27 protein-coding genes and 1 pseudogene are annotated in these 26,457 nt (G+C 67.0%); 20 read left to right on the forward strand and 8 right to left on the reverse strand.

The window, feature by feature from the left end:
* From GJV64_RS00935 to GJV64_RS00945, 3 genes and pseudogenes are all read left to right on the forward strand, one after another.
* Nucleotides 1–484 (forward strand): annotated as a pseudogene (locus GJV64_RS00935) (pyrroloquinoline quinone-dependent dehydrogenase); the annotation flags it as partial.
* 12 nt (nucleotides 485–496) lie between these two features.
* Nucleotides 497–937, forward strand: coding sequence for a c-type cytochrome (locus tag GJV64_RS00940; RefSeq protein ID WP_235927538.1), 441 nt, complete (start codon nucleotides 497–499; stop codon nucleotides 935–937).
* A gap of 23 nt (nucleotides 938–960) precedes the next feature.
* Nucleotides 961–2,049 carry a peptidyl-alpha-hydroxyglycine alpha-amidating lyase family protein gene (locus tag GJV64_RS00945; RefSeq protein WP_164155423.1) on the forward strand — a complete coding sequence of 363 codons (1,089 nt, stop codon included), beginning with the start codon at nucleotides 961–963 and terminating at the stop codon, nucleotides 2,047–2,049.
* Here GJV64_RS00945 and GJV64_RS00950 read toward each other — a convergent pair.
* The gene (locus tag GJV64_RS00950; protein ID WP_164155424.1) at nucleotides 1,991–2,476 is read right to left on the reverse strand and encodes a cupin domain-containing protein; all 486 of its coding nucleotides are present in this window, start codon (nucleotides 2,474–2,476) and stop codon (nucleotides 1,991–1,993) included. The genes GJV64_RS00945 and GJV64_RS00950 overlap by 59 nt on opposite strands.
* Before the next feature lie 101 nt (nucleotides 2,477–2,577).
* Here GJV64_RS00950 and gltX point away from each other — a divergent pair, with 101 nt between their 5' ends.
* From gltX to dapD, 9 genes are all read left to right on the forward strand, one after another.
* The gene (gltX, locus tag GJV64_RS00955; RefSeq protein WP_164155425.1) at nucleotides 2,578–3,894 is read left to right on the forward strand and encodes a glutamate--tRNA ligase; all 1,317 of its coding nucleotides are present in this window, start codon (nucleotides 2,578–2,580) and stop codon (nucleotides 3,892–3,894) included.
* Nucleotides 3,891–4,418, forward strand: coding sequence for a nucleoside/nucleotide kinase family protein (locus GJV64_RS00960; protein WP_164155426.1), 528 nt, complete (start codon nucleotides 3,891–3,893; stop codon nucleotides 4,416–4,418). The genes gltX and GJV64_RS00960 overlap by 4 nt, the downstream gene beginning before the upstream one ends.
* A 48-nt stretch (nucleotides 4,419–4,466) precedes the next feature.
* Nucleotides 4,467–4,889, forward strand: a complete 423-nt coding sequence (locus GJV64_RS00965) for a hypothetical protein (RefSeq protein WP_164155427.1) — start codon at nucleotides 4,467–4,469, stop codon at nucleotides 4,887–4,889.
* 26 nt (nucleotides 4,890–4,915) lie between these two features.
* Nucleotides 4,916–5,860: a bifunctional diaminohydroxyphosphoribosylaminopyrimidine deaminase/5-amino-6-(5-phosphoribosylamino)uracil reductase RibD gene (gene ribD, locus GJV64_RS00970; RefSeq protein WP_164155448.1), complete on the forward strand. Its 945-nt coding sequence runs from the start codon at nucleotides 4,916–4,918 to the stop codon at nucleotides 5,858–5,860.
* A gap of 10 nt (nucleotides 5,861–5,870) precedes the next feature.
* Nucleotides 5,871–6,470, forward strand: a complete 600-nt coding sequence (locus tag GJV64_RS00975) for a riboflavin synthase (protein WP_164155428.1) — start codon at nucleotides 5,871–5,873, stop codon at nucleotides 6,468–6,470.
* A gap of 64 nt (nucleotides 6,471–6,534) precedes the next feature.
* Nucleotides 6,535–7,806, forward strand: a complete 1,272-nt coding sequence (gene ribB, locus GJV64_RS00980) for a 3,4-dihydroxy-2-butanone-4-phosphate synthase (RefSeq protein WP_164155429.1) — start codon at nucleotides 6,535–6,537, stop codon at nucleotides 7,804–7,806.
* Nucleotides 7,807–7,818: 12 nt separating this feature from the next.
* Nucleotides 7,819–8,235 carry a 6,7-dimethyl-8-ribityllumazine synthase gene (locus GJV64_RS00985; RefSeq protein ID WP_164155430.1) on the forward strand — a complete coding sequence of 139 codons (417 nt, stop codon included), beginning with the start codon at nucleotides 7,819–7,821 and terminating at the stop codon, nucleotides 8,233–8,235.
* Nucleotides 8,236–8,435: 200 nt separating this feature from the next.
* A complete protein-coding gene (locus tag GJV64_RS00990; RefSeq protein WP_164155431.1) occupies nucleotides 8,436–9,110 on the forward strand; it encodes a pyrimidine 5'-nucleotidase in 675 nt (224 codons plus the stop codon).
* Complete coding sequence (gene dapD / locus GJV64_RS00995) at nucleotides 9,107–9,928, forward strand: 2,3,4,5-tetrahydropyridine-2,6-dicarboxylate N-succinyltransferase (RefSeq protein WP_164155432.1); 822 nt, start codon at nucleotides 9,107–9,109, stop codon at nucleotides 9,926–9,928. The genes GJV64_RS00990 and dapD overlap by 4 nt, the downstream gene beginning before the upstream one ends.
* A 64-nt stretch (nucleotides 9,929–9,992) precedes the next feature.
* Here dapD and GJV64_RS01000 read toward each other — a convergent pair whose 3' ends face one another.
* Both GJV64_RS01000 and GJV64_RS01005 read right to left on the reverse strand, forming a co-directional pair.
* On the reverse strand, nucleotides 9,993–10,577 hold the full coding sequence (locus GJV64_RS01000) for a hypothetical protein (protein ID WP_164155433.1): 585 nt from the start codon (nucleotides 10,575–10,577) through the stop codon (nucleotides 9,993–9,995).
* Between the two features lie 129 nt (nucleotides 10,578–10,706).
* A complete protein-coding gene (locus GJV64_RS01005; protein WP_164155434.1) occupies nucleotides 10,707–12,215 on the reverse strand; it encodes a M20/M25/M40 family metallo-hydrolase in 1,509 nt (502 codons plus the stop codon).
* A 166-nt stretch (nucleotides 12,216–12,381) separates the two neighbouring features.
* Between GJV64_RS01005 and GJV64_RS01010 the strand changes: the two genes are divergently transcribed.
* Nucleotides 12,382–13,794 (forward strand): M20/M25/M40 family metallo-hydrolase, encoded by a 1,413-nt coding sequence (locus GJV64_RS01010; RefSeq protein WP_205599475.1) that lies wholly within the window; start codon nucleotides 12,382–12,384, stop codon nucleotides 13,792–13,794.
* 205 nt (nucleotides 13,795–13,999) lie between these two features.
* Nucleotides 14,000–14,665, forward strand: coding sequence for a YjbE family putative metal transport protein (locus GJV64_RS01015; RefSeq protein WP_164155436.1), 666 nt, complete (start codon nucleotides 14,000–14,002; stop codon nucleotides 14,663–14,665).
* Between the two features lie 4 nt (nucleotides 14,666–14,669).
* Here GJV64_RS01015 and GJV64_RS01020 read toward each other — a convergent pair whose 3' ends face one another.
* Nucleotides 14,670–15,635, reverse strand: a complete 966-nt coding sequence (locus GJV64_RS01020) for a quinone oxidoreductase family protein (protein WP_164155437.1) — start codon at nucleotides 15,633–15,635, stop codon at nucleotides 14,670–14,672.
* Between the two features lie 123 nt (nucleotides 15,636–15,758).
* Here GJV64_RS01020 and GJV64_RS01025 point away from each other — a divergent pair, with 123 nt between their 5' ends.
* From GJV64_RS01025 to GJV64_RS01050, 6 genes are all read left to right on the forward strand, one after another.
* Nucleotides 15,759–16,004 carry a DUF6489 family protein gene (locus GJV64_RS01025; RefSeq protein WP_164155438.1) on the forward strand — a complete coding sequence of 82 codons (246 nt, stop codon included), beginning with the start codon at nucleotides 15,759–15,761 and terminating at the stop codon, nucleotides 16,002–16,004.
* A gap of 5 nt (nucleotides 16,005–16,009) precedes the next feature.
* Nucleotides 16,010–17,308: a tRNA uridine-5-carboxymethylaminomethyl(34) synthesis GTPase MnmE gene (mnmE, locus tag GJV64_RS01030; RefSeq protein ID WP_205599476.1), complete on the forward strand. Its 1,299-nt coding sequence runs from the start codon at nucleotides 16,010–16,012 to the stop codon at nucleotides 17,306–17,308.
* A gap of 63 nt (nucleotides 17,309–17,371) precedes the next feature.
* Nucleotides 17,372–19,216, forward strand: a complete 1,845-nt coding sequence (gene mnmG, locus GJV64_RS01035) for a tRNA uridine-5-carboxymethylaminomethyl(34) synthesis enzyme MnmG (protein WP_164155439.1) — start codon at nucleotides 17,372–17,374, stop codon at nucleotides 19,214–19,216.
* A complete protein-coding gene (rsmG, locus tag GJV64_RS01040) occupies nucleotides 19,216–19,839 on the forward strand; it encodes a 16S rRNA (guanine(527)-N(7))-methyltransferase RsmG (protein ID WP_164155440.1) in 624 nt (207 codons plus the stop codon). The genes mnmG and rsmG overlap by 1 nt, the downstream gene beginning before the upstream one ends.
* Complete coding sequence (locus GJV64_RS01045; RefSeq protein WP_164155441.1) at nucleotides 19,836–20,606, forward strand: ParA family protein; 771 nt, start codon at nucleotides 19,836–19,838, stop codon at nucleotides 20,604–20,606. The genes rsmG and GJV64_RS01045 overlap by 4 nt, the downstream gene beginning before the upstream one ends.
* Before the next feature lie 29 nt (nucleotides 20,607–20,635).
* Nucleotides 20,636–21,517 (forward strand): ParB/RepB/Spo0J family partition protein, encoded by an 882-nt coding sequence (locus GJV64_RS01050; RefSeq protein WP_164155442.1) that lies wholly within the window; start codon nucleotides 20,636–20,638, stop codon nucleotides 21,515–21,517.
* 17 nt (nucleotides 21,518–21,534) lie between these two features.
* Here the strand turns inward: GJV64_RS01050 and holA are convergent, their stop codons facing one another.
* From holA to GJV64_RS01070, 4 genes are read right to left on the reverse strand one after another with little or no spacing between them, the layout of a single operon-like run.
* Nucleotides 21,535–22,566 (reverse strand): DNA polymerase III subunit delta, encoded by a 1,032-nt coding sequence (gene holA / locus GJV64_RS01055; protein ID WP_164155443.1) that lies wholly within the window; start codon nucleotides 22,564–22,566, stop codon nucleotides 21,535–21,537.
* 24 nt (nucleotides 22,567–22,590) lie between these two features.
* A complete protein-coding gene (gene lptE, locus GJV64_RS01060; protein ID WP_164155444.1) occupies nucleotides 22,591–23,088 on the reverse strand; it encodes an LPS assembly lipoprotein LptE in 498 nt (165 codons plus the stop codon).
* Complete coding sequence (gene leuS / locus GJV64_RS01065; protein ID WP_164155445.1) at nucleotides 23,081–25,636, reverse strand: leucine--tRNA ligase; 2,556 nt, start codon at nucleotides 25,634–25,636, stop codon at nucleotides 23,081–23,083. Before leuS ends, lptE begins: the two co-directional genes overlap by 8 nt.
* 33 nt (nucleotides 25,637–25,669) lie before the next feature.
* Nucleotides 25,670–26,107 carry a DUF3576 domain-containing protein gene (locus GJV64_RS01070; protein ID WP_164155446.1) on the reverse strand — a complete coding sequence of 146 codons (438 nt, stop codon included), beginning with the start codon at nucleotides 26,105–26,107 and terminating at the stop codon, nucleotides 25,670–25,672.
* Nucleotides 26,108–26,457 lie beyond the last annotated feature (350 nt).

Consider the following 26,457-nt stretch of genomic DNA (forward strand, 5'->3'; position numbering starts at 1 on the left):
GGCGCCGGCCGCGGCGCCTGGTGGCGGTGGCGGCCCGCCGCGGCTTGCCGTCGACGGCCTGCCGCTGGTCAAGCCGCCCTATGGGACGATCAGCGCCATCGACGTGAACACGGGCACCATCAAGTGGCAGGTGGCGCACGGCGAGACGCCCGATTTCGTGCGCAACCACCCGGCCATCAAGGCGCTGGGCGGCATCCCGCGCACCGGCCAGTCGACCTATCAGATCGGCACGCTGGTGACGAAGGAGCTGGTGATTGCCGGCGAGAACCAGTTCACCACCACGCCCGACCGTCCGCGCGGCGCCATGCTGCGCGCTTATGACAAGCAGACTGGCCAGGAAGTGGGTGCTGTCTATATGCCGTCCACCCAGTCCGGCTCGCCGATGACCTATATGGTCGGCGGCCGCCAGTATATCATCGTGCCGACCAGCGGCGGCAATGCATCGGGCGAGTTCATCGCCTATGCCCTGCCGGCGCGGCGTTGAGGAGCAAGCAACGTGAAGACTGCCCTGGCCACACTTCTTCCGATGGCCGTTGGCCTTGTCTTGGCCGGCGCCGCGCTGGCGCAAGATGCCGGCAAATCGGTGTGGCAGGGCATCTATACCGAGGAACAGGCGACGCGCGGCGCCGGCATCTATGCCCAGCGCTGCGGCGCCTGCCACGGTGCGGCGCTCAATGGCACCGGCGAGGCGCCGGCGCTGATCGGCGGCGAGTTCGTGAGCCATTGGGACACGATGACGGTGGGCGACCTGTATGATCGGGTGCGCACCACCATGCCGCAGAATGATCCGATGTCGATGAGCCGCGACGAATATGCCGATGTGCTGGCCTTCCTGTTGAAGACCAACGGCTTCCCGGCCGGCGGACAGCCGCTGGACCGGCGCTCCGAAGTGCTGGCGACGATCGGGATAACGGCTGAAAAACCGTCCGGCATGTGACCGGGCAAAAAGGGGGGAACGCCATGAATCGCCTGATCGCTGCCGTCAGCCTGTTGCTGGCCGGCACTGCCACCCTTGCCCAACAGGCCGCGGCGCCCAGCCAACCACAGCGCCCGGTGTGGACGGTCGACACCCTGCCCAAGCCGGCGCCGCTGACGGCCGAAACCAACAAGCAGCCCAACCCCTATGCAACCGATATCGGCTTCTTCAAGCTGCCGCCCGGCCGGGTGATGGGCTCGACTAGTGCGGTCGGCGTCGACAGCAAGGGGCATATCTGGATCACCGATCGCTGTGGCGCCAACAGCTGTGCTGGCAGCCCGCTCGACCCGATCATGGAATTTGACGAGAAGGGTAATTTCATCAAGGCCTTCGGCGGCGGCCTCACCGTCTTCCCGCACGGCTTCTATATCGATGCGAAAGACAATATCTGGCTCACCGACGCCCGCGCCAGCGGTGGCAAGGGCGCCACGGTGATGAAGTTCTCGCCTGACGGCAAGCTGCTGATGACGCTGGGCAAGCCCGGGGTGCAGGGCAAGGGCACCGATGTCTTCACCGAGCCCAACGCGGTGATCGTGGCGAAGAACGGCACCATCTTCGTGGCCGACGGTCACGAGGCTGATCGCGGCCTCGCCCGCATCCTGAAGTTCGACAGGAACGGCAAGTTCCTGATGCAGTGGGGCCAGCCGGGCAAGGGCCAGGGCGATCTGGAAGTGCCGCACGCGCTGGCGATGGACTCAAAGGGCCTGCTCTATGTCGGCGATCGCTGGAACAACCGCGTGCAGGTCTACACCCAGAACGGCAAGCTCTTGAACAGCTGGACGCAGTTCGGCCGGCCTTCGGGCCTGTTCATCGACCGGAACGACATTCTCTACAGTGCCGATTCGGAAAGCCGGCGGCCGGTTGGCTATGGCTACAACCCGGGCTGGCAGCGTGGCATCCGCATCGGCAGCGTCAAGGATGGCAAGGTCACCGCCTTCATCCCCGATCCGGAGCCGGAACCCGACAAATACGCCACCAGCGATGCCGAAGGCATCACGGTGGACCGCAACGGCGTCATCTATGGTGCGCAGGTGAAGGAACGGCTGGTTGCCCGCCATGTGCGGGTGAAATAGGCGTCCCCGCCGAGCCGGCGCCGCCGTCTTCATAGCGGGTTGCCCACACGCCGCTGGCCACGCCGAGGATGATCGTCTCCTCGTCGGCGCCATCGTAGTGGACCGCGCCGGCCGGAACGACCACGAAGCTGCCGGCCGGGAAGGTTTGGGCCTGCGCCTTGTCCATCGCCCGTCCCCAGCCGAGCTTCAGCGTGCCCTTCAACACGAAGATCCGTGCCGTGCTGCTGTGGCTGTGCGGCCTGTCCCACAGGCCGGGCGGCAGCGCGAAGGCATAAGAGAAGGCCTCGCCGGCCCGGTCGCGCACCCCTTCCAGCAGCGCGAAACGGCTGCCATCGGGCGCGGCCGCCTCCCACGGGATGGCATCGGGCCGGATCACGACAGCGGCCTGTGGGGAAGCCGCCGCAAGGGCGATCAGGATCGGCAGCATCGCGGGTCTCCTTCTGCCGTGCGGTAGCAGTCGCCGCCTCGCCCCGTCTGGCGGCAATCGGACGGTGATTTCGCCAGCGCCATGGCCTATGGGCACAGGCGATGATCACCACCCGCTTCGCCCCGTCTCCCACCGGCCGCCTGCATGCCGGCAACATCCGCACCGCGCTGGTCAACTGGCTGCTTGCCCGTTCAGGTGGCGGCCGCTTCCTGCTGCGGCTGGACGATACCGACCTGGCGCGCTCCACCGCGGAATCGGCGGACAGTATCCGGGCCGATCTTGCCTGGCTGGGCATCACGCCCGATGCCGAGGTAAAGCAGTCCGACCGTTTTGGCCTCTACGAGGAGGCGCTCAAGGCGCTGGCGGCACAGGGCCGCGCCTACCCCTGCTACGAAACCCCCGAAGAGCTGGAGCTGAAGCGCCGGGTGGCGCTGTCGCGCGGGTTGCCGCCAATCTATGACCGCGCCGCACTGGCCCTGAGCGAGGCCGACAAGGCAAGGCTGGAGGCCGAGGGCCGCGCGCCGCACTGGCGCTTCAAGCTCGACGAAAGCCGCGACGTGGACTGGGACGATGGCGTGCGCGGCCACTGCCATTTCCCCGCGGCCAGCCTGTCGGACCCGGTGGTGCGCCGTGCGGATGGCTCGTGGCTCTACATGCTGCCCTCGGTCGTCGACGATATCGCCATGGGCATCACCGACATCGTGCGCGGTGAAGATCATGTGACCAACTCCGCCGTGCAGCTGCAGATGTTTGCCGCGCTGGGTGCTGCCCCGCCGCGCCTCGCCCATCTTGCCTTGCTGACCGGCGCAGACGCCGCCCTGTCAAAGCGCATCGGATCAGAGGGTGTGGAGGCGTGGCGCGCTGCTGGCATCGAGCCTGTGGCCGTCGCGGCGCTGCTCGCCCGGCTGGGCACCTCGCAGCCGGTGGAGCCGCTGGCCCGGCTGGGCGATCTGTTGCCCGGCTTTGCCCTGTCGCACTTCGGCCGCGCGCCGGCGCGCTTCGATCCGGCGGATCTTGCGACGCTTTCGGCGCGCTGCCTGCACCATATGGAGCACAGCAACGTGGCTGACCGGTTGCCGTCCGGCATCGGCGCTGCCGAATGGCAGGCGATCCGCCCCAACCTCACCCGGCTGGACGAGGCCTCCGCCTGGCACGCGATCATCGCCGGCCCGATCACCCCGGTGATCGAGGAGCCGGACTATGTCGCCACCGCCGCCGCCACCCTGGCCGGCCTCGCATGGGGCGATGACATCTGGAGCCGGCTGGTCGAGGCGCTCAAGGTTGCGACCGGCCGCAAGGGCAAGCCCCTGTTCCTGCCGCTCCGGCTGGCGCTCACCGGCGAGGCCCACGGCCCGGAGATGGCGGCCCTGCTGCCGTTGATCGGTCGCGAGGAGGCGCTGAGACGGCTGCGCCCATGAAGCTCTTGTTCCTGCACGGCCCGCCAGCCGCCGGCAAGTACAGCATCGGCCGCCGCGTGGCCGAGGCCACCGGACTGCCGCTGTTCCACAATCACCTGGTGGTCGATGCCGTCGCCTCGGTCTTCCCGTTCGGCTCGCCGGGCTTCGTGCGGTTGCGTGAAGCCTTCTGGCTGTCGGTTCTGGAACAGGCCGCCGCCGAGCAACGGTCCCTGATCTTCACCTTCCAGCCGGAACCGAGCGTGTCGCCAGGCTTTCCGGCCAAGGCCGCCGCGCTCTATGCAGACGCTGGCGGGGCCTGTCTGTTCGTGCGGCTACACCTGTCGCTGGAGCAGCAACTGGTCCGAATCGCCAACGCTGACCGCGGCCGGTTCGGCAAGCTGCAGGATGCCGATCTGCTGCGCCGGCTTCATGCCGATTTCGAGCGCGCCGAGGCCGCCATGCCGGCATCGGCGCTGGAGATCGACACCGGACGCACCGCGCCCGAGGAGGCCGCTGCCCATATTGTCGACCTGCTGGGTGGCTGAAGGCCGCACCACTGGCCAAGCCGCACACCCCCGCTTATCGTGCCAGCCATGGCCTTTCTAGATCCGCCCGATGCGCAGGCGCGCCGCACCCGTTACTGGATCGCCGCTGCCGCCGTGCTGGCCACGACCAGCGTCATCACCCTTTTCCTGATCGAACACCGCTATGGCTATTCCAAGCCGGACCTGAAGATCATCTATGCCCAGAGCTGGAAAGCGGACCGCACCCGCGAGGATGCGATTGCCGACGCCAAGGCCACCCGCGAAGCCCGCGAGGCAAAGCTGGCCGAGGCGAAGGCCTACATCGCCACCCTGTCGGGCAAGGCGAAGGCCGACGCCCAGAAACAGCTTGATGACTATGTGGCCGGCGGCGGGTTCAGCAAGGACCTGCCTTATGTCGCGGCGCAACCGAGCGTAGTGGGCATCGTGCGGGTGCCCGCGGAGCCGCCGCCCCCGGAACCACCAATCGAGTGAGCGACGCTGTCACCGACTGGCGCTGGATGGGCGCGGCGCTGGCGCTGGCCAGCCGTGGTGTCGGACTGGCCACCCCCAACCCATCGGTGGGCTGCATCCTGGTGAAGGAAGGCCGCGTGCTGGGCCGCGGCTGGACGCAAGCCGGCGGCCGCCCGCACGCCGAGGCGATGGCCCTTGCCGAGGCCGGCGCGGCAGCGCGTGGCGCCACCTGTTATGTGACGCTCGAGCCGTGCGCCCATGCCTCGCCGCGCGGGCGGCCTTGCGCCGACAGTCTGATCGAGGCTGGGGTGAAGCGCGTGGTGATCGCCGCCCATGATCCCGATCCGCGCACCAATGGCGACGGCGCTGCCCGCCTCACCGCCGCCGGTATCGCGGTGACGGGAGGGCTGCGCGCCGCTGAGGCGGAAGCGGGCCTGGCCGGCTTTCTGACCCGGTTGCGTCTGGGCCGCCCGCACATCACGCTGAAGCTTGCCGTGTCGCTGGATGGCGCCATCGCCATGGCCGATGGCCGCAGCCAGTGGATCACCGGGGAGCGGGCGCGGGCCGCGGCCCACCTGGCGCGCGCGCGCAGCGATCTGATCGTGGTGGGGCGCGGCACCTGGGAGGCCGATGCCCCGCGGCTGGACGTGCGCCTGCCCGGGCTTGAAGACCGCTCGCCGCGCATCGGCGTGGTCGGGCGTGCGATCGGCCTGCCGGCGCACGTGGCGCAATTCCCCGATCTTGCCGCGCTGATCGCCGATCCGGCGCTCGGCGTTCTGGTGGAGGGCGGCATGGGGCTGGCCGCCAGCCTGCTGGCCGCCGACCTCGTTGATGCGCTGCTGCTGATGCGGGCACCGATCCTGATCGGCGGCGGGCGCACGCTGGGCGATATTGGTCTGGCAGACCTCGCGCAGGCGCACGGGCGCTGGCAGGCAGACGGGGCGATGGCGCTGGGGCCGGACCGCATTGAACGCTACACGCGCATCCGGTAGGGCTTGCGCCATGTTCACCGGCATCATCACCGACATCGGCACCATCACCGCCATCGAGGAGCGCGGCGACCTGAGGGTGACGGTGGCAACGGCCTTTGACACGGCCGGCATCGCCATCGGTGCCTCGGTCGCCTGTTCGGGCGTCTGCCTGACCGTGGTCAGCAAGTCCGCCGGGCACCTGTCGTTCGACGTGTCGGCTGAAACCCGCCGCCGCACCGCTGCCGGCATGTGGCAACAGGGGGCCCGCCTCAACCTCGAGCGCGCGCTGAAGGTGGGCGATGAACTGGGCGGCCACATCGTCACCGGCCATGTGGACGCGGTCGGGCAGATCATCGACATCACGCCGGAAGGCGATTCGAAGCGCTTCACCTTCCGCATGCCGGCCAGCATCGCACCCTATGTGGCGCCCAAGGGCAGCATCTGCCTGAATGGCGCCTCGCTCACCGTCAACGAGGTGCGCGACCATCAGGACGGCCATGATTTCAAGGTGAACATCATCCCGCACACCGCCGACTGGACGACCTTCGGCACGGCCCGCGCGGGCGACGAGGTGAACATCGAAATCGACGTGCTGGCCCGCTATCTGTTCCGGATGCGGCAGCTGGCTTGACATCACAATGTGATGTTGGCATCTCCGGCCCACATTGCGATGTGAGCCACGAGGCCTTTCAGCCATGAGCGAACCCCTGATTGCCCGGTTGCGCGACCTTGTAGCCAGCGGCGAGGAGACCAAGGCCGGCATGGCCCGCGCCGCCGGCCTGCACGCCAACAGCCTGCGTGCGCTTGACGAGCCGGACTGGAACCCCACCACCGACACGCTGCGGAAGCTGGAGAACTGGCTGGGCGCCCGCGATTCCGGGTTGGCCAGCATCGAGGAGATCATCGACGAGGCCCGCAACGGCCGCATGTATATCCTCGTCGATGACGAGGACCGCGAGAACGAGGGCGATCTGATCATCCCCGGCCAGATGGCAACCCCGGCGGCGATCAACTTCATGGCCAAGCATGGCCGCGGGCTGATTTGCCTCGCCATGGCCTCGGAGCGCGTGAAGCAGCTGGGCCTGCCGCTGATGGCGCAGCACAATGGCACGCGCCACTCGACCGCCTTCACCGTCTCCATCGAGGCGAAGGAGGGCGTGACCACCGGCATTTCCGCTGCCGACCGGGCGCGCACCATCCAGGTGGCCATCGACGCTGCCAAGGGACCAGACCAGATCGTCTCGCCCGGCCACGTGTTTCCGCTGGTGGCGCGCGATGGTGGCGTCCTGGTGCGCGCCGGCCATACCGAGGCGAGCGTTGATATCTCGCGCCTGGCCGGGCTCAATCCCAGCGGCGTGATCTGCGAGATCATGAACGACGATGGCAGCATGGCGCGCCTGCCCGACCTGATCCCGTTTGCGCAGCGCCACGGCCTGAAGATCGGCACCATCCGCGACCTGATCGCGTATCGCCACCGCCACGACCGGCTGGTGAAATGCGTCGCCGAAGCCCGCATCGAAAGCTGGCACGGCGGTGACTGGGTGGCGAAAACCTATGCCAACACCGCCGAGTATGCCGAGCACATGGTGCTGCAGAAGGGCCGCGTCGAGCCGGGCAAGCCCACATTGGTGCGCGTCCACACCCAGTCGATCTTTGCGGACCTGTTCCACGAGAAGGGCGAGCGCGCCGGCCAGCTGCAGCGGGCGATGGATGCCATCGGGGAGGCTGGCGCCGGCATCATCGTGATCATCCGTGACGGCCACGCCACCGCCATATCCGACCAGATGCGCGCCAAGGGCCAGGGTGAACCGGTCACATTGAGGGACTATGGCATCGGCGCACAGATCCTGGTGGACCTGGGCGTCACCGACATGATCCTGCTCACCAACCAGCACCGCAACATCGTCGGCATCGAGGGCTATGGCCTGAAGGTGGTGGGCGAGCGCGCCATTCCCACCCGGGCCTGAAGGAACACGCAGATGCACATCCTGATCGTCGAAGCCCGCTTCTACACCCACATCGCCGATCTGCAGCTGGCCGGCATCACCCGCGCCCTGAAGGCCGCCGGCGCCACCTGGGAGGTGATCACTGTGCCCGGCGCGCTGGAGGTGCCGGCCGCCATCGCGCTGGCGGAAGCCTCGGGCAAGTATGATGGCTATGTCGCCAGTGGCTGCGTGATCCGCGGCGAGACCTATCATTTCGAGATTGTCGCCGGCGAAAGCGCGCGGGCGCTGATGGCGCTGACCCTCGATGGCCTCGCCATCGGCAACGGCATCCTGACCGTGGAGAACGAAGCCCAGGCCCTCGCCCGCGCCGACATGGCGCAGAAGGACAAGGGCGGCGAGGCCGCCAAGGCCGCGCTTGCCATGGTGGCGCTGAAGCAGCGCTTTGCCTGAAGCCGCGACACACTGAAGCGCGGTGCGCGCGCCGCAGTGCAACAAGCTGGCAAATGGCGCATCAGCCGCTGGCCTGAATCCTCCGATCCAGGTGGCGCGGCTGCCGGTGCCGGCGATCCGACCCGCCACCACCAGCGCCGCGCCAACCGGGGGTTCTTGCGCCGTGACAGGCCGCCCGGCTTCGCCTATGGCGCTGGGCCATGACGGCGCCCCTCCACCAGATCGACAGCTGGATCTTCGATCTCGACAACACGCTCTATCCGGCGCACTCGTCCCTGTTCCCGCAGATCGATGCGCGCATGGGCGGTTATATCCAGCGCCTGCTGGGCGTGGACGCCGCCGAGGCGCATCGCATCCAGAAAAGCCTGTTCCACAGCCACGGCATGACGCTGCCCGGCCTGATGGCGCTCCACGCTGTCGATCCGCACGATTTCCTGGCGCATGTCCACGATGTGGACGTCGCAGTGATAGACCCACACCCTGAACTGGGCGAGCTGATCGCCCGCCTGCCGGGTCGAAAGTTCGTCTTCACCAACGCCGATGCCCCCTATGCCGAGCGCGTGCTGGAACGGCTCGGCCTGTCCCACGCCTTCGACGCGCTGCACGACATCCACGCGCTCTCCTATGTGCCCAAGCCGCAGCCGCCGGCCTATGCCCACATGTGTGATACCCACGGCATCGATCCCGCCCGCGCCCTGTTCGTGGAGGACATGGCGCGCAACCTGGCGCCGGCCAAGGCGATCGGGATGACCACCGTGTGGATCGACAACGGGTCCGAACAGGGACCCGGTTCGGACCTCGACCATATCGATTATCGCATCAACGACCTCGCCGGCTTCCTGGCCGAGGTGCTCGCCACAGTGGAGGCTCCATGACCATCGAAGCCATCATCAACACCGGCTGGGAAGACCGGGCCAACGTGACCAGCGCCACCAGCGGGGACCTGCGCGACGCCGTGGACCAGGCGCTGGCCGGCCTCGATGCCGGCTCCCTGCGCGTGGCCGAGCCGGATGGCACCACCCACCAGTGGCTGAAGAAGGCCGTGCTGCTCTCCTTCCGCCTGCACGACAATGTGGTAATGCCTGGCCTTGGTCACGCCGGCTTCTATGACAAGGTGCCGCTGAAGTTCGACAATTGGGATGAGTCAGACTTCCGCGCCGCCGGCTTCCGCGCCGTGCCTGGCGCCATCGTCCGCCGCGGCGCCTATATCGCGCCGGGCGCCGTGCTGATGCCCAGCTTCGTGAACATCGGGGCCCGTGTCGGCAAGGGTACCATGGTCGACACCTGGGCGACGGTCGGCAGCTGCGCGCAGATCGGCGAGAATGTTCATATCTCCGGCGGCGCCGGCATCGGCGGCGTCCTCGAACCGCTGCAGGCCAACCCGGTCATCATCGGCGACGGCGCCTTCATCGGCGCCCGGGCCGAGGTGGCCGAAGGCGTGATCGTGGGCGAAGGCGCCGTGCTCTCGATGGGCGTCTACCTCGGCGCCAGCACCAAGATCATCGACCGCGCCACGGGTGAGATCCACGTAGGCCGCGTGCCGCCCTATGCGGTGGTCGTCTCCGGCACGCTGCCCGGCAAGCCGCTGCCCGACGGCACGCCGGGCCCGAACCTTTATTGCGCGGTGATCGTGAAGACCGTGGACGCCCAGACCCGCAGCAAGACCGGCATCAACGAGCTGCTGCGGGACTGAGTTTCAAGGAAGTGTGGCCTCCGGCGGGCAGGGACTCGTCCCTGCACCCGTTCGTTCAAGCTACCTAGCCGACAGTAGGCGCCCTATAAGAATTTATTTCTGCAGTAAGCTCACTTAGCATCCTATTCGCCTGCTCGACGTGATCGGTTGCCCTCTTTAATTCTGGAATGGAGAAACAATACTGACCTAATACTCTTGGATCATCATGAGGTATATTTCTGAGTTTTGGATCAATGTGCTGATAAGTTCTTACCCACTCTTGAGTTACGGAATCGTCTCTAATAATTACTGACTGCACCCAGGCGCCATGAACAATATGATTTCTTTTCCTGTTTCTCCTTGAAAGCTTAGCGCAAATATCTTTAAACTTTCGTTGACCTTCGTCATTCAAGCGCTCTGATGCGACCGCCTCAAGAAGATCTATGGATTGCTTCGTCATCAAAGTAGCGAATATGCTTCCCATGACCTTATAGTCAACCTGCAGTATTTCTTGAATCGCAATTTTAATTGCAAATTCTAGCTTGCCAAATGAGTCCATATACTGACCCATGGCAATGTCTTTCGCCTCAGAAGCTTCTGGCGGAAGGCTCTCGAGATTTATTGATGCACCAGCTCCCGCCTTGTAGCGCTTTACGAATTCCTCACTCATGTTTCGGCCTGATGGTTTATAATTTTATCAATATAAGGCTTTCCCCGGTGATCGCAAACCAGAACTAGAATGGGCGGAGCCAGGACGACGGGTGCAGGGACTGAGTCCCTGCCCGCCGGAGGCATAGTTTCACTTCTTCTTACCGCCGGCCGCCGCCACCTCGTACAGCAGGTCCACCCACGCAAGCGTGGCCTCGTCGATCCCTGCCACCTTGGGGTTTGCGCTCCTGATCAGGTACCATTCGTTGGGTGCATGGGCGCCGTTGCCGCGCGAGAGGCCGAACTGGCCGGTGGGCAGATTGAGCGGCGCGCCGTTGAAGATGGCGCCCGGCCAGCTGCCGGCATTGCGCACGATCAGGCGATAGGGGATGCCCTGCTTGTCCAGCGTCCGCTGCTGGGCCTTCACCAGCGCGGCGGTCTCGTCGGTCTGGTTGGGGCCATAGCCGCCGCTCACCACCACCTGCACATCGCTGAAGCCGCGCTTCAACAGGTGCGCCTTCAGCTTGGCCTCCGCTTCGGCGCGGGTCATGTTCGGCACCAGCCGGAATTCCAGCTTGGCCTCGGCACGGCCGGGCAGCACCGTCTTGCCGCCGGGGCCCATGTAGCCGCTCACTAGGCCCTGGATGTTCACCGTCGGCTGGCTGACCAGCCGTTCGGAGCTGGTCTGGTAATCCTCGTCGTTGATCCAGCGGCCCACGCCCACCGCCGCCTTGGCCTCCGCCTCGCTGGTGCCCTTCAGGCCATTGGCGATGATCTCCTTCTGGCGGGGGGTGAGCGGCTGCACATTCTCGAACCAGCCATCGATGGCCGGCGTGTGGCCATCATCGGCGACCAGCGTGTCCAATGCCTTCACCAGCCGCCACGCCGGGCTTTCCACCCGCGCGTGGACGCTCGAATGGACATCCGCCTTGGGATAGCGGTCGCTGGTCTCGCCGCCCACGATCAGCTGGAATTCCACCGCGCCCTTTGCGCCCAGGCTGATGCCGGCGGTGCCCTCGCTGTTCTGCAGCGCGGAGGCTCCGATGATGCCGATCGTCTTCTTCAGGACCGCCGCCACCTCCGGATTGGCGACGACGTTGGGCAGGTTGGTGGAGGCAATCTCCTCCTCCCCTTCGGCAATCAGCACCAGGTTCACCGGCAGTTTGCGCCCGGTCGCCTTGAACGCCTGCAAGGCGGCCAGAAACGCCGTCTGCGGCCCCTTCTGGTTGACCGCGCCGCGCCCGACAATCACCTGGCCCACGCCCGGCCGATCGACCAGCCGCCCTTCCAGCGGCGGCGAACTCCACTCGGCCGGATCATAATGTTTCACGTCGTACATCATGTAGATGCCCAGCGTGACCGGCGCCCCGGCGTCCAGCATTGCCAGCACCGCCGGCACGCCGCCCGATTCAATCACCTTGGCCTGCTGGAACCCGGCATCCAGCGCCAGCTTGCGCATATACTCCGGGCCTTCCTTCACATTCATGCCCATCGCCGCAATGGTGGGCAGCGCGATCCAGTCGCGCAGATCCTGCACCGTGCGGTCATGGCGCGCGGCAATCGCCGCGGCAAAAGCGTCCCGCTTCGGCATCGCTGGCGCTGCCTGAACCGCCGTCGCGCTCACCGTCGTCAGTACCAGCGCGATCATCAATCGGCGCATCGGATACCCCCAAGGCCAGTTCATGGATTTGCCTTGGTGTCAGGCCACAGAACGGGCGCGTCAAGCCTTGGTTGCCTTGGAGAATGCCGCGGGCGCGGCCCAATGCCCCTTGCCACACCGCCGCTGCCCCGCTTTGATGGGACCGCATTCAGAAGGGGTGATTTCCATGCGTCTCAGGCTCGCTGCGTTCCTGGCCGCCGCCATCGCCGTTCCGGCCGCCGCCCAGCAAACGCCGTTGCGCCCCGATCAGCAGGCGTTCCGCGCGCTCTACAAGGAGCTGGTGGAGACCAACACCACCGTCTCCACGGGAAGCTGCACGCTGGCCGCGCAGAAGCTGGCGGCGCGGCTGAAGGCGGCGGGTTATGTCGATGCCGATATCCGCCTGTTCGATGGTCCCAGCGACCGGCCGCAGGATGGCGGGCTGGTTGCAACACTCAAGGGCAATGATGCGAAGGCCAAGGCGATGCTGCTGCTTTCCCACCTCGACGTGGTGGAGGCCAAGCGGGCTGACTGGGAACGCGATCCCTTCAGCTTCATCGAAGAGGGCGGCTATTTCTATGGCCGCGGCGTTTCCGACGACAAGGCGCATGGCGCGATCTTCACCGATACGATGATCCGGCTGAAGCAAGCCGGCAAGCCGCCAAAGCGCACGGTGAAGCTGGCGCTGACCTGCGGCGAGGAAGGCGGGCCGTTCAACGGTGCCGAATGGCTGGTGAACAACCACCGCGACTGGATCGACGCCGAGTTCGCGCTGAACGAAGGCGGTAGCGGCAAGGCTGACGACAAGGGCAAGCCAGTGAGCCTGGCCTTCCAGGCCGGCGAGAAGGTCTACCAGGATTTCGTGCTGGAAACCCGCAACCCCGGCGGCCATTCCAGCCGCCCGCGCCCTGACAATGCCATCTATGAACTGGCCGCCGGGCTGGTGCGGCTGAGCCAGCGGGAGTTCCCGATCATCCTGTCGGACACGACCCGAGGCTATTTCACGGAGATGGCGAAGATCAGCGATCCGCCCACCGCAGCGGCCATCCGCGCCCTGCTTGCCAATCCGGCGGATGCCGCCGCCGATGCCATCGTCTCGAAGGATCCGGGCTGGCACTCAACGCTGCGCACCACCTGTGTTGCCACGCTGCTTGAGGCCGGCCACGCCCGCAATGCGCTGCCGCAGCGCGCCCAGGCCAATGTGAACTGCCGCATGTTCCCCGGCGAAAGCGTCGAAAAGGTGCGCGGGCAGATTGTCGAGCGGCTGGCCGATGCCAGCATTACGGTGACGCCGCGCGCTTCGGAGAATCCGAGGGCGGCCGCACCGCCGCCGCCGCTGTCGCCGCTGGTGTACGGCACCGCCGTCACCCTGGCCGCGAAGCATTTCCCCGGCATTCCCATCATCCCGACGATGAGCACGGGCGCCACCGACGGCCGCTATCTCAACGCCGCCGGCATTCCAACCTATGGCATGCCGGGGCGCTTCACCATGCCCGATGGCAACGGCACACACGGCCTCAACGAGCGCATCTCGGTGGCCGGCGTGATGAAGGAACGCGACTATCTCTATGATCTCATCCTGGCCTATGCCGGCAAATAGGGTCGGGCTGATGCGCGCTGCCCTGCTGCCCAGGATCGCGCTCTGATCGATCCGGATGGCAACGGCATCCACGCGCGGAACGAGCGCATCCGGGTGAACAGCCTGATGCGCGGCCGTGACGATCTGAGCGACCTCGTGCTCACGTTGGCGAACAAGTGACCGCAGCCCACTGGCGCTGCTCATCCGAAGCCCCTACATCGCGCCCATGGACCTTGCCCACCTGCTGACGCCCGAAGCGATCTCTGCCTTCACGCAGGTGGTATTGATCGACGTTGTGCTCGCGGGCGACAATGCCATCGTGGTGGGCGCGCTGGCCGCCGGCCTGCCGGCCGCCCAGCGCAAGAAGGTCATCCTGATTGGCATCATCGCGGCCCTGGTGCTGCGCATCGGTTTCGCCCTCGCCGTCACGCAACTGCTTCAGATTGTTGGTCTTGTGCTCGCCGGTGGGCTGCTCTTGCTGTGGGTGGCCTGGCGCATGTGGCGGGAATTGAGCCCGCGGGCCGCCTATATCGACGCGCCCGGTGACCGCGATGATTTCATTGCCACCGATGCGCCGGCGCCGGCCAAGAGCTTTGCCGCTGCCGCCTGGTCGGTGGCGCTCGCTGATGTCTCGATGAGTCTGGACAATGTGCTGGCCGTCGCCGGCGCGGCGCGCGAGCATCCCGATATCCTGATCATCGGCCTCGTGCTGTCGGTGGCGCTGATGGGCATCGCCGCCAACTTCATCGCGCAGTATATCGAACGCTATCGCTGGATCGCCTATGTCGGCCTGGCGGTGATCGTCTATGTCGCCCTGAAGATGATCTGGGAGGGGTTCCACGAGGTGGCCCCGGTGGTCACGCCCATGGTGACGCCGCTGGTCGGCGGCTGAGGCTTCACGGCAGCAGCACGGTGGAACCGGTGGTGCGCCGGGCCGCCAGGTCTTCGTGAGCACGCGCCGCGTCAGCCAGGTCATATCGTTGATTTACCTGAACTTTCAGTGCCCCGCTGGCCATCATCTCCAGCACGCGGCCACCAAAAAGCGCCCGGTCCTCCGGGGTGGCGTAATAGTCGAACAACGTCGGCCTGGTCGCAAACAGCGACCCCTTGCGCGCCAATATGCCCAGGTCAACGCCGCTGACCGGGCCGGAGGCATTGCCGAAGCTGATCATCAGGCCGCGGCGCTTCAGGCTATCGAGCGAGGCCTCCCAGCTGGACTTGCCGACGCCATCGATCACCACGTCGACCCCCCTACCACCGGTGAGCCGCCGCACGTCAGCCGCAACATCGCTGGTATCGAGCAGGCCATGATCGGCGCCATGAGCAGCCGCCAGCGCCAGTTTCTCTTCGCTGCCGGCCACTGCAATCACGGTGGCGCCCACAGCCTTCAGCCATTGCACCAGCAGCAGGCCCACACCGCCGGCCGCCGCCGGAACCAACACCCAGTCGCCGGCCTGCACCTTGCCACAGCGTTCGGCCAGGAACTCGGTGGTGCAGCCTTTCAACAGGCCGGCTGCGGCCGTCTCGTCAGACACTGCATCGGGCAGCGGCACCAGCATGGCCGCAGGAATATTGCGGTGCGTGGCATAGGCGCCGATCGGTCCCCAGCAATAGCCGACGCGGGTGCCCGGCTGCAGCGACACGCCCTCGCCGGCCGCCTCCACAACGCCGGCCGCCTCCAGCCCCAGCCCGCTGGGGAGCGGCAAGGGATAAAGGCCCGAGCGGTGATAGGTGTCGATGAAATTGAGGCCGATCGCGGTGTGGCGCAGCCGGACTTCGCCGGCAGCGGGCGGCGGCAGCGTGATGTCGTGCCACTGCATCACTTCTGGGCCGCCCTGCACCTCGATCCGGATCGCCTTCATCGCCCACTCCATGCTGCGCGGTAAGTCTCTGAAATTCCGTGCCGTAGACGAATCGGCAATGGCTTGCCGCCTTGGCCCGGCAGCCGCTACACTAGCGAGGCAAGCAACAGAGGCAAAGCGCGCATGAAGATCAGCTTTGATATCGACTGCACGCCCGAAGAGGCGCGCGCCTTCTTTGGCCTGCCCGACCTCGGGCCGCTGCATGATGTCTATCTGGATCGCATGAAGGCCGCGATGACTGACGGCATTACCCCGGCAGACTGGGAAAAGTTGATGCGCACCTGGGCGCCGGGCATCGCCGGCGGATTCGAACAGTGGCAGAAGCTGTTCCTGGCCGGCATGACAGGCAACGCCGGCAAGCAGGGCTGAACAAGGTGACGGCAACGATCGTGGCGCTGGCCAGTGGCCGGCCACCATCGGCTATTGCCGTGATCCGGGTGTCCGGCCCTGCCGCGCACGGCGCGATTGCAACTCTGGCCGGCCCACTGCCGCCACCCCGTCGCCTGTCGCTGCGGCCATTGCACGATCCGACCAAGGGCATCTTGTTGGACACCGCTCTCGTCGCCATCTTTCCCGGCCCGGCCACGGCGAGCGGCGAGGATCTCGGCGAGCTGCACCTGCACGGCGGGCCAGCGGTGGTCACCGGGGTGCTCGCCGCGCTCACTGCCCTGCCCGATGTGCGGCTCGCCGAGCCGGGAGAGTTCACGCGCCGTGCCTTCGCCAACGGTCGCATGGACCTGGCGCAGGTAGAGGGCCTCGCCGATCTGGTCGCCGCTGAGACGGCCAGCCAACGCAGCCAGGCCCTTGCGCTCGCGGGCGGGGCGCTGACCCGACTTGCGGAAGGGTGGCGGGAGCGCTGCCTTGCGGTTCTGGCGGAAGCGGAGGCCGCGCTGGACTTCGCGGAAGACGAGGCCGACGTGGCCGAGCGGCTGGACGAAGCGGCCCGCGAACAGCTGGTCGCCATGGCCAGCGAGCTCGCCGGCCTGCTGGCCGACTCGAACCGCGCCGCCCGCATTCGCGACGGCCTCACCATCGCCGTGACGGGTCCGCCCAATGTCGGGAAGTCCAGCCTGGTCAACGCCTTGTCGATGCGCGATGTCGCCATCGTAACCGCCATTCCGGGGACCACGCGCGATGCCCTTGAGGTGCCGCTCGACCTGGGCGGGGTGGCTGCCGTGCTGATCGACACCGCCGGCCTGCGTGAGACCGAAGACCCGGTGGAGGCCTTGGGAATCGCCCGAGCCCGGGACCGCGCCGCCGCTGCCGACCTCGTCATCACCGTTGCAACGCCAGACGAGGTTCCAACCGCCAGCTCGGACGGCCTGCTGGTGGTGAACAAGATAGATCTTGGCGAACCAGACGTGCTGCCAGCGGGAGCTATCGCCGTGTCTGTCGTTACCGGCGCGGGGCTGAAGACATTGCGCAACTGGCTGGTCGACTGGGCGCAGGCGGCCACCCGACCCGGCGAACCGGCCCTGCTGGCCCACGCCCGCCATCGCGCCGCCTTTGCCGAGGCGGAAGCCGCCTTGCTTGCCGCAGCCGAGGCGCCCGAGCCAGTGCTGCGCGCCGAATGGCTGCGTGCCGCCGCCCATGCATTCGGCAGGATCGCCGGCCGAGTTGGCGTGGACGACGTGCTGGACCGCATTTTCAGCCGCTTCTGTATCGGCAAGTAGCGTCGCGCCGGAACGCCTGATGTTTCACGTGAAACATCGGCGCGGACTCGCTATGGAGCAGCCATGCGCGCATTTGACGTGATCATCGTGGGCGCCGGTCATGCCGGCTGCGAAGCTGCCGCGGCGGCAGCGCGACGCGGCGCGCGCGTGGCGTTGGTCACCCTGCGGCCTGACGACGCCGGCACCTTGTCCTGCAATCCCGCCGTTGGCGGCATTGGCAAGGGCCATCTCGTCACCGAGATTGATGCGTTGGGCGGCGTCATGGGCCGCGTCACCGACGCGGCACGCTTGCAGGCGCGCTTGCTCAATCGCTCCAAGGGTCCCGCCGTGCATGGCCCACGCGCCCAGGTCGATCGCCGCCTGTACAGGGCCGCGATGCAGGAGGTCCTGAGCGAGCTCCCCTTGCTCACCCTCATCGTCGCCGGAGCCGAAGGCTTGCGACTGGACCAGGGCCGAATTGTCGGGGTGGACACCAGCGACGGCCCGCTCGAGGCGGCGGCCGTGGTGCTGACCACTGGCACCTTCCTTGGCGGCATGATGCACATTGGCAGCCAGCGCGAGTCCGGAGGCCGGGTTGGCGCCCAGGCGTCGAATCTGGGCGAGACCTTGCGCAGGCTGGGCTTGCCGGTCAGTCGCTTGAAGACCGGCACCCCCGCACGTCTCGATGGCCGCACCATTGATTGGTCGCTGCTTGATTGGCAGCATGGCGACGGCGACGATCCCAGGTTCAGCCGCGCCGGCAGTGGTAGTGCGCGCCCGCAACTGCCCTGCGCCGTCACCCGCACCAATGGGGAAACCCACAAGATCATTCGTGCGCACTTGGGGGATTCGGCGCTCTATGGCGGCCACATCGATTCGGTGGGGCCGCGATACTGCCCATCCATCGAGGACAAGGTGGTGCGCTTCGGCGACCGGGATGGTCACCAGGTGTTTCTCGAGCCGGAAGGCTATGACGACATCAGTATCTATCCCAATGGCCTGTCGACTTCGTTGCCGCTGGCGGTCCAGCAGGCCTTCATGGCCACCATCCGGGGGCTGGAACAGGTCCGCATACTGCGGCCCGGCTATGCCATTGAATATGATCATGTCGATCCGCGCGCCTTGAACGCGGGACTGGCCGCCAAGGATGTGCCAGGCCTGTTCCTCGCCGGGCAGATCAATGGCACCACTGGCTATGAGGAGGCAGCTGCCCAAGGCCTGGTGGCGGGCGCCAATGCTGCCGCCTACGCTCTGGGCCTTCAGAACCTGCAGCTTGATCGCACCCAGGCCTATATCGGGGTGATGATCGACGATCTGATCACCCACGGCGTCGCCGAGCCCTATCGGATGTTCACCAGCCGCGCCGAGTATCGGCTCCGCCTGCGCGCCGATAATGCCGACGAACGGCTGACGCCCGAAGGCATTGCCCTGGGCCTGGTGGCCGGCGGCCCGGCGACACTGTTCACGGCGCGCCAGGCGGAGCGCGCTGCTGCCCGCACGCTCCTGAACAGCCTCTCTGCCTCACCGCATGAACTGGCCCAGCATGGCATCGCCGTGCGGCAGGACGGGCAGGTCCGCAGCCTGTTCGAATGGCTGCGCTTTCCGGCGGTGACCCTTGCTGCGGCGCGGCAGGTGTGGCCCGCCCTCTCGGAGATCCCCGACAGCCTGCTGGAAAGCCTCGCGGTGGACGCAAACTATGCGGCCTATGTCGCCAGGCAGGAAGCGGAGGTGGCCGCCCTGAAGCGTGACGAAGCGCTTCGGCTACCAGGCGGCCTCGACTATGCCGCCATCCCTGGCCTGTCGGCCGAGATGGTGGAACGACTATCGCGCGCCCGCCCGGCCACCATTGGCGCTGCCAGCCGTGTGCCGGGCGTCACCCCGGCGGCGCTGATTGCGCTCTTGCCCCACGCCAGTCGCAAGGCGGCCTGATGGATGTGGTCGGCCAGCGCGCCGCCTTCGCAGCCGACTGGAATGTTTCACGTGAAACATTGGCGCGGCTGGACTGCTATGCTGCCTTGCTGACGGAATGGCAGGAGCGGATGAACCTGGTGGGACCATCCACCCTGCCCCATGTCTGGGACCGGCATTTTCGCGATTCAGCGCAACTGCTGCCCATCGCCGGCACGGGCAAGCGGTGGCTGGACATCGGCGCCGGTGGCGGCTTTCCGGGACTGGTGATTGCCATCCTTGACCCGACTGCCGAACTGGTCCTGGTTGAATCAATCAGCAAGAAATGCCGCTTCCTCGAACAGGTGGCTCAAGACACCGGCACGGCAGCGCAGGTGACGGTGGCCAATGTGCGAATCGAAGCCCTGAGGGCCAGCCGATTCGACATCATCACGGCGCGCGCCGCCGCGGCGCTGGACATCTTGTTCGATTGGGGCCTCCGGTTTGCCGGGCCAGACACGCGGTGGCTGCTGCCAAAGGGGGCTCGCGTGCAGGAAGAGCTTGCCAGCGCGGCCAAGCGATTCCACTTTCAGCATGAGCTGATTCCCAGCCAGACTGATTCCCACGCCCGGATCGTGGTTGCGACGAAGGTGAAACGCCGATGATCATCGCCATCGCCAACCAGAAAGGCGGAGTGGGCAAGACCACAACGACGGTCAATCTCGCCACCGCGCTCGCCGCCATCGGTAAACGCGTGCTGGTGGTTGATGCCGATCCCCAAGGCAACGCCTCCACTGGCCTCGGGCTTGACCGCAAGGGGCGCGAGCCCTCTCTCTACGAGGTGCTGATCGGCCGCTCCACGGCAGCCCGCGCCATCCGGGAGACCGGGATACCCGGCCTGTCGCTGCTCCCCGCGACCGCGTCGCTGTCGGGCGCAGAGGTTGAGCTGGTCGATGCGGATCGCCGTACGCACCGTCTCGCCGATGCCTTGGCGACCCTGCCACCGTTCGATTTCGTCCTCATCGACTGTCCGCCGTCGCTGGGCCTTGGCACGGTGAATGCGCTGGTCGCAGCAGATAATGTTCTGGTGCCACTCCAGAGCGAATTCTTCGCGCTCGAAGGCCTGTCGCAGTTGTTGAGCACGATCGAGCGCGTGAAGACCAACCTCAATCGCCGCCTTGAACTGCTCGGCATCGTTCTCACCATGGTGGATCGCCGCAACCGCCTGTCGGACCAGGTCTGTGCCGATGTCCGCGCCGTGATGGGCGCCAAGGTGCTGAAAACCCAGGTGCCGCGCAATGTCCGTCTGTCGGAAGCGCCGAGCCATGGCGTGCCGGCGTTGATCTATGACAGCCGCTGCGCCGGCTCCGAGGCCTACCTGGCCCTCGCCCGCGAACTGCTCGTCCGCATCGAGCCGGAGCTGGCGGCCTGACCGCCGCCGACCTCAAGATGGAGAAGGCGATGACCGACAGCAAGCGCAAGTCCGGCCTGGGTCGCGGGCTGTCCGCCCTGCTGGAGGATATCGCGGCGCCGCCCCCCGTCAACGCGCCGGGCGTTGTGCAGCTGCCGGTGGCGGACATCATGCCCAATCCCGCCCAACCCCGCCGCAATTTCGATGACGATGCGATGGCCGAACTTGTGACGTCCGTGCGGGCCCACGGCATCCTGCAACCGATCCTGGTCAGGCCGCACGGTGGCCGCCACCAGATCATCGCCGGGGAACGCCGCTGGCGTGCTGCCCAGTCGGCCGGACTGCACGAGATGCCGGTTGTCGTCCGCCAACTCGATGAGCGGGAGGTGGCCGAGATTGCCCTGATCGAGAATGTGCAGCGCGCCGATCTCAACGCCATCGAAGAGGCACGCGGCTATCAGCGGCTGATCGGCGAGTTCGGCCACACCCAGGCGGCACTGGCCCAGATTGTCGGCAAATCCCGGAGTCACCTCACGAACCTGTTGAGATTGCTTGATCTTCCGCCAAAGGTTCAGGCGCTGGTGGAAGCCGGCAGTCTGTCCATGGGCCATGCGCGGGCGCTGGTGGGCGCCGAGGATGCCGAAGCGCTGGCGGCCAAGGCCGTGGCCGGGGGGCTGTCGGTCCGTGCTCTGGAACAGCTGGTGGCTGGCCAGCGCCCACCTTCCCGCGCCGGGCGAACCAGCGCCCCGGCCGCGGCCGCCACTGGCCCGTCAGACCCCAACAGCGAGGCGCTGGAGGAACAGCTTGCCGAAGCACTGGGAATGCCGGTGGCACTGACCATTGCCGCCGGGGCCAGCAGCGGCAGCCTCACCATCCGCTTCGCCGATCTTGATCAACTCGATCTGCTGTGCGCGCGGCTTGGTGTTGGCTAATCAGGGGCGTCTGCTGATCAGCGCGACCGCTGTTCCGCCATCGCCGCGCGCCGTGTCAGGTCGAGCAGCAGCTGCTGCACACCCAGATCAGCCACGCCGCCCCCGGCCTTGATGTTCCGTTCGGCTGCCAGGACATCAGCGAGCGCTGCGGCCAACAGGCGCTGGCTCCATATTATCAATGCCTTGATATAGAAGGACTTTTCTCGAAAGAAAACCGGAGGACGGGCGTTGTCGACCGCCGCTGCCGGTGACAGGCCGCGATCAACCTCGGCCCGCAGCTGTGCCAGCTGCGCGAACCGCCGCTCCAGTGCCCGCAACAACGGGATGCCCACGCCATCGGGCAGGCGCGCCACCAGCTCGGCTACCGTTTCCATGTCGCCGGTGGTGACGGCGCCGATGGGTGCAAACAGCTCCGCCTCCCCAGTGTCGGCCCCAAGCGCCGCCACGTCCTCCAGCGTGAGGCGCTGCGGAGCTTCGGGCGCGGCATTCTTATAAAGCGCGAACTTTTCCAACTCGCGGCGCAGCACCAGCCGATCGCCCTCGCTGGCTTCGAACAGGCGAGCCGCCACTTCGCGGTCCATCCTCAGGCCCAGCGGCGCGGCCATCGCCCCCAGCAGGCCAGGCGCATCCTCGGCCCGCGGCTCGCGGTTCATGCAGGCGGCGATGGCGGGGTGGGCTTCGGCCATCGCCAGCAGTGTGCTGCCCTTGCGCAGATAGCCGGCGGTGGCCAGCACCGGGTGGCCGGCCGGCCCGGCCAGCAGCAACTCCACGGCAGCCGTTCCACCATCATCCAGACCATCGAGCCTCAGCAGTTCACGGTCGCCGAACATCGACAGGCTGGTGACGGCAGCGACAAGAGCCTGGGGATCATCCTTCAGGGCGGCGCCGATCAGATCGGTGATGCCGGCGCCGGATTTCGCCTGCCCCGCCGCAATCTGGCCAGCGAGATCGCGGGAGGCCGATTCATCGGGTCCGTGCAGCAGCAGCAGCCGCACCTCGGCCGGCCAGGATGTGGCAAAGCCCGCTGCCCGGCCGGGGTCGATCTTCACTGGCCCCCCTCAGGCCGGCGGGCCTCACCCCTGTCGGGCACGGGCATAGCGGGCCAGCCGCGCGCTGATCTGGCGGGCGATATCGGTGGACAGCCGCTCCAGCGCCATGGTCTCGGCCGCCACGACGGCAAAGTTGGAGCTGACGCGGTCGATGCCGGCATCGGCGGACGCGGTATCGTCCACCAGCACTTCGTTGCTGGTGCCGTCCACCAGGCGAAACCGGGCCCGCAATGTGCGGCGCTCGCGCGCGGCCGAGGAATCGCCGCGCAGACCAAAGGCAGTGATCTGGTCGTCGAGCACGACTTCCAGCCGATAGCGCGGGCTGGCGGCGGGGCGACCGAACTGCTCCTCCAGCGCCTGGCGCACCATGAAGCCGGAGCGTTCCGGGATGGGCGCGATGCCGATATCGGCGAGCAGCGTGGCCGGGGCCGACGCCCCGCCACCGGCATAGACCGGCTTCAGGTTGCAGCCGGCCAGCGCCAGGGCGGCGGGTACCAGCAAGAGGCAGCGCAGATCAGGCAACGATGTTCACCAGGCGATCGGGCACCACAATGATCTTCCTCGCCGGCTTGCCGTCAAGTGTGCGCTGCACGCCGGGCAGGGCCAAGGCTGCGGTCTCCAGCGTCGCCCGGTCGCTGCCCTTGGCCGCGCTGAAATCGCCCTTCAACTTGCCATTCACCTGCACGGCGATGGTCACTTCATCGTCCACCAGCAACGCCGGATCCGCCACGGGCCATGCGGCATCGCACACCAGGCCCGGCTGGCCGAGCAGCGCCCAGGCCTCTTCGGCCAGATGCGGTGTCATCGGCGCCACCAGCTGGACAACGGCGATCACCCCGGCGCGGCGGCTGGGGCTGGGCGCTGCGCGTTCCAGGGCACTGACCAGTTCATAGAGCCGGGCCACCGCCTTGTTGAACTGCAGGCGATCGATATCGCCGGTCACTGCCGCGATGGTGCGATGCACCTGCCGGTCCAACCGAGAATCGGCATCGCCGGCGGCCGGGGCGGCATTGTCGTTGGCCAGCCGCCACACGCGCTGCACGAAACGCCAGGCGCCATCGATACCGGCCTCCGACCAGGCGAGATCACGCTCCGGCGGACTGTCCGACAGCATGAACCAGCGCACGGCATCGGCGCCATAGCGGCCCAGAATGGCATCGGGATCGATGACATTCTTCTTGGATTTCGACATCTTAATGACGCGGCCCACCTCGACGGGCGCGCCATCGGCCTTCAGCGTGGCGCCGCTGGCGCTGCGCTCCACCTCGTCTGGCGCGAACCAGATCGGTGGCAGGCCTTCCGCCTGCGGCCGGCTGTAGGTTTCGTGCGTCACCATGCCCTGCGTGAACAGCCCGGCAAAGGGCTCGGCCACATCCAGCTTGCCGATGCGCTGCAGGGCGCGCGTCCAGAAGCGGGCGTAGAGAAGATGCAGGATGGCGTGCTCGACACCGCCGATATACTGGCCCACCGGCAGCCACTGGGCGGCCACCGCCGGATCGAACGGGCGATCATCGGGCGCGCTGGCAAAGCGGATGAAATACCAGGAGCTGTTGGTGAAGGTATCGAGCGTATCGGTCTCGCGCCGGGCCGGCTTGCCGCACTGCGGGCAATCGACATGCTTCCACGTCGGGTGGCGATCGAGCGGGTTGCCGGGCACGTAGAACGTCACGTCCTCCGGCAGGGTGACAGGCAGCTGCTTCTTGGGCACCGGCACGGCGCCACAGATCTCGCAATGGATGATCGGGATCGGCGTGCCCCAGTAACGCTGACGGCTGACACCCCAATCGCGCAGTCGATATTGCGTCACGCCCTGGCCCCAGCCTTCCGCCTCGGCGCGCGCGATGACGGCGGCGCGCGCCTCGTCTGCGGTCATGCCATCGAGCCAGCGCGAGTTCACCATCCGTCCGGGGCCGGTGTAGGCCTCGTCGTGGATGGGGGCGGTCTCCTCACCGGGCGCGGCCACCACACGGATCACGGGCAGCTGATATTTGCGGGCAAAATCAAGGTCACGCTGGTCGTGCGCCGGGCAGCCGAACAGGGCGCCTGTGCCATAGTCCATCAGCACGAAATTGGCGACGAAGACCGGCAGGCGCAGCGCGGGATCGAGCGGGTGGACCACGCTCAACCCGGTGTCGAAGCCCAGTTTTTCCTGGGTCTCGATGTCGGCGGCGGCCGTGCCGCCAGCCTGGCATTGGGCGATGAAGGCCGCCAGTGCCGGGTTGCCGGCGGCACATTGCTGGGCCATCGGATGATCGGCGGCAATGGCGGCAAAGCTGGCGCCGAACAACGTGTCGGGCCGGGTGGTGAACACGTCGAACGAACCAAATTCCCCGTTTTCCCCACCGGCAAGCGGTGGGGAGGCCTGAACCTGGAAGGTGAACTTCAGCCCGGTCGATTTGCCGATCCAGTTCTCCTGCATCAGCCGCACCTTCTCGGGCCACTGGTCGAGGCCCTTCAGCCCGTCCAGCAGATCCTCCGCGAAATCGGTGATCCTGAGGAACCACTGGTTGAGCTTGCGCCGCTCGACCAGCGCCCCGGAGCGCCAGCCGCGGCCGTCGATCACCTGCTCGTTGGCCAGCACGGTCATGTCGACCGGGTCCCAGTTCACCGCCGATTCCCTGCGATAGACCAGGCCGGCGGCCAGCATGTCGAGGAACAGCGCCTGTTCCTGGCCATAATAATCGGGCTCACAGGTGGACAGCTCGCGGCTCCAGTCCAACGCGAAGCCCAGCCGCTGGAGCTGGGCGCGCATGGCCGCGATGTTGGCGCGCGTCCAGTTGCCAGGGTGGACGCCCTTTTCCATTGCCGCGTTCTCGGCCGGCATGCCGAAACTGTCCCAGCCCATCGGGTGCAGCACTTCAAAGCCCTGCGCCCGGCGGGTGCGCGCCATCACGTCGCCAAACGTATAGTTCCGCACATGGCCCATGTGGATGCGCCCCGATGGATAGGGAAACATCTCAAGCACATAGGCCTTGGGTCGCGGGCTGTCGTCGCGCGCGGCAAAGCTCTGGCGTTCGGCCCACACGGCCTGCCAGCGCGCCTCGGCGGCCTGGTGATCAAATCGCGACATGTTGATGCGTTCGTGACGAGTTGAGTGGTGCGCTCACCGGCCCGGTGCGACGGAGGCGCGCCGCAGGTCCCGCGCCTTGGCCAGAATGGCTTCTTCCAGCCGCTGCACGGTGCCGGCGCGCACATTGGCTTCCGCCCAGCCGGTTGCACCCAGGGTCTGGCGCTGCACGTTGACCTTCAGGGCATCGGCGCGCAGCACGGTATCGAGCACGGTGATCGTCACCTTCACCCGTTCATTGGCGCTCTGCGGCGAGACATACCAATCGGTGATGATCACGCCGCCATTGGAATCCACCTGCGTGAGCGGCATGAAACCGATGGTATCGAGCGCGGCGCGCCACAAATAGGCGTTGATGCCGATGGTGGTGATGCGCGGCGGCGCTTCCTGCGACAGCTTGGCCTTCTTGGACCCGCAGGCCGGCGCCATCACTGCCAGCGCGGACAGGAAAACCAGGGATGCGTAACGCCGCATGGGCAAACCCTTCTTGTGCTGCCGGTTCGGCCCGGCGAGTGCCATCTGGGGGGCCTTCTGCCATGTTGCACCGGCCCCGCCAAGCCCGCCACGGGGACGAAGCCTGCGAAAGCGGGCAGCAGGGCCTGTGTGGACTCCGCCACACACAGCGCCAAAAGCGTGCGGGGGGAATGTTCACCCGGCAGATACGTTCATTGGGATATGGGCGAAGGCCATGGCTGTTGTTATGGTGCACTGATGAACGCTGCGATCGACTCGGTCGTGCACCCGCGTGCGCGCTTGCGCCCGGCCCGCCACTGGCTGGCCGGCGTGGCGCTTTGCGTGGCAGCCAGCGCCATGGCCGCCGCGCC

This window comes from Sandarakinorhabdus rubra, assembly GCF_010994245.1.
Taxonomy (GTDB): domain Bacteria; phylum Pseudomonadota; class Alphaproteobacteria; order Sphingomonadales; family Sphingomonadaceae; genus Sandarakinorhabdus; species Sandarakinorhabdus rubra.

Excerpts from the sequence above, each read along its gene's own strand:
- GJV64_RS01000 (WP_164155433.1), bottom strand. The coding sequence starts at position 10,577 with ATGAGTGAGGAATTCGTAAAGCGCTACAAGGCGGGAGCTGGTGCATCA.
- gltX (WP_164155425.1), top strand. The coding sequence starts at position 2,578 with ATGATCACCACCCGCTTCGCCCCGTCTCCCACCGGCCGCCTGCATGCC.
- GJV64_RS01070 (WP_164155446.1), bottom strand. The coding sequence starts at position 26,107 with ATGCGGCGTTACGCATCCCTGGTTTTCCTGTCCGCGCTGGCAGTGATG.
- GJV64_RS01020 (WP_164155437.1), bottom strand. The coding sequence starts at position 15,635 with ATGAAGGCGATCCGGATCGAGGTGCAGGGCGGCCCAGAAGTGATGCAG.
- GJV64_RS00985 (WP_164155430.1), top strand. The coding sequence starts at position 7,819 with ATGCACATCCTGATCGTCGAAGCCCGCTTCTACACCCACATCGCCGAT.
- GJV64_RS00965 (WP_164155427.1), top strand. The coding sequence starts at position 4,467 with ATGGCCTTTCTAGATCCGCCCGATGCGCAGGCGCGCCGCACCCGTTAC.
- GJV64_RS00950 (WP_164155424.1), bottom strand. The coding sequence starts at position 2,476 with ATGCTGCCGATCCTGATCGCCCTTGCGGCGGCTTCCCCACAGGCCGCT.
- GJV64_RS00960 (WP_164155426.1), top strand. The coding sequence starts at position 3,891 with ATGAAGCTCTTGTTCCTGCACGGCCCGCCAGCCGCCGGCAAGTACAGC.
- ribD (WP_164155448.1), top strand. The coding sequence starts at position 4,916 with ATGGGCGCGGCGCTGGCGCTGGCCAGCCGTGGTGTCGGACTGGCCACC.
- ribB (WP_164155429.1), top strand. The coding sequence starts at position 6,535 with ATGAGCGAACCCCTGATTGCCCGGTTGCGCGACCTTGTAGCCAGCGGC.
- leuS (WP_164155445.1), bottom strand. The coding sequence starts at position 25,636 with ATGTCGCGATTTGATCACCAGGCCGCCGAGGCGCGCTGGCAGGCCGTG.
- GJV64_RS00945 (WP_164155423.1), top strand. The coding sequence starts at position 961 with ATGAATCGCCTGATCGCTGCCGTCAGCCTGTTGCTGGCCGGCACTGCC.
- rsmG (WP_164155440.1), top strand. The coding sequence starts at position 19,216 with ATGGATGTGGTCGGCCAGCGCGCCGCCTTCGCAGCCGACTGGAATGTT.
- GJV64_RS01025 (WP_164155438.1), top strand. The coding sequence starts at position 15,759 with ATGAAGATCAGCTTTGATATCGACTGCACGCCCGAAGAGGCGCGCGCC.
- GJV64_RS00975 (WP_164155428.1), top strand. The coding sequence starts at position 5,871 with ATGTTCACCGGCATCATCACCGACATCGGCACCATCACCGCCATCGAG.
- mnmG (WP_164155439.1), top strand. The coding sequence starts at position 17,372 with ATGCGCGCATTTGACGTGATCATCGTGGGCGCCGGTCATGCCGGCTGC.
- dapD (WP_164155432.1), top strand. The coding sequence starts at position 9,107 with ATGACCATCGAAGCCATCATCAACACCGGCTGGGAAGACCGGGCCAAC.
- GJV64_RS01045 (WP_164155441.1), top strand. The coding sequence starts at position 19,836 with ATGATCATCGCCATCGCCAACCAGAAAGGCGGAGTGGGCAAGACCACA.
- GJV64_RS01015 (WP_164155436.1), top strand. The coding sequence starts at position 14,000 with ATGGACCTTGCCCACCTGCTGACGCCCGAAGCGATCTCTGCCTTCACG.
- GJV64_RS00990 (WP_164155431.1), top strand. The coding sequence starts at position 8,436 with ATGACGGCGCCCCTCCACCAGATCGACAGCTGGATCTTCGATCTCGAC.
- GJV64_RS01050 (WP_164155442.1), top strand. The coding sequence starts at position 20,636 with ATGACCGACAGCAAGCGCAAGTCCGGCCTGGGTCGCGGGCTGTCCGCC.
- GJV64_RS01005 (WP_164155434.1), bottom strand. The coding sequence starts at position 12,215 with ATGCGCCGATTGATGATCGCGCTGGTACTGACGACGGTGAGCGCGACG.
- GJV64_RS01010 (WP_205599475.1), top strand. The coding sequence starts at position 12,382 with ATGCGTCTCAGGCTCGCTGCGTTCCTGGCCGCCGCCATCGCCGTTCCG.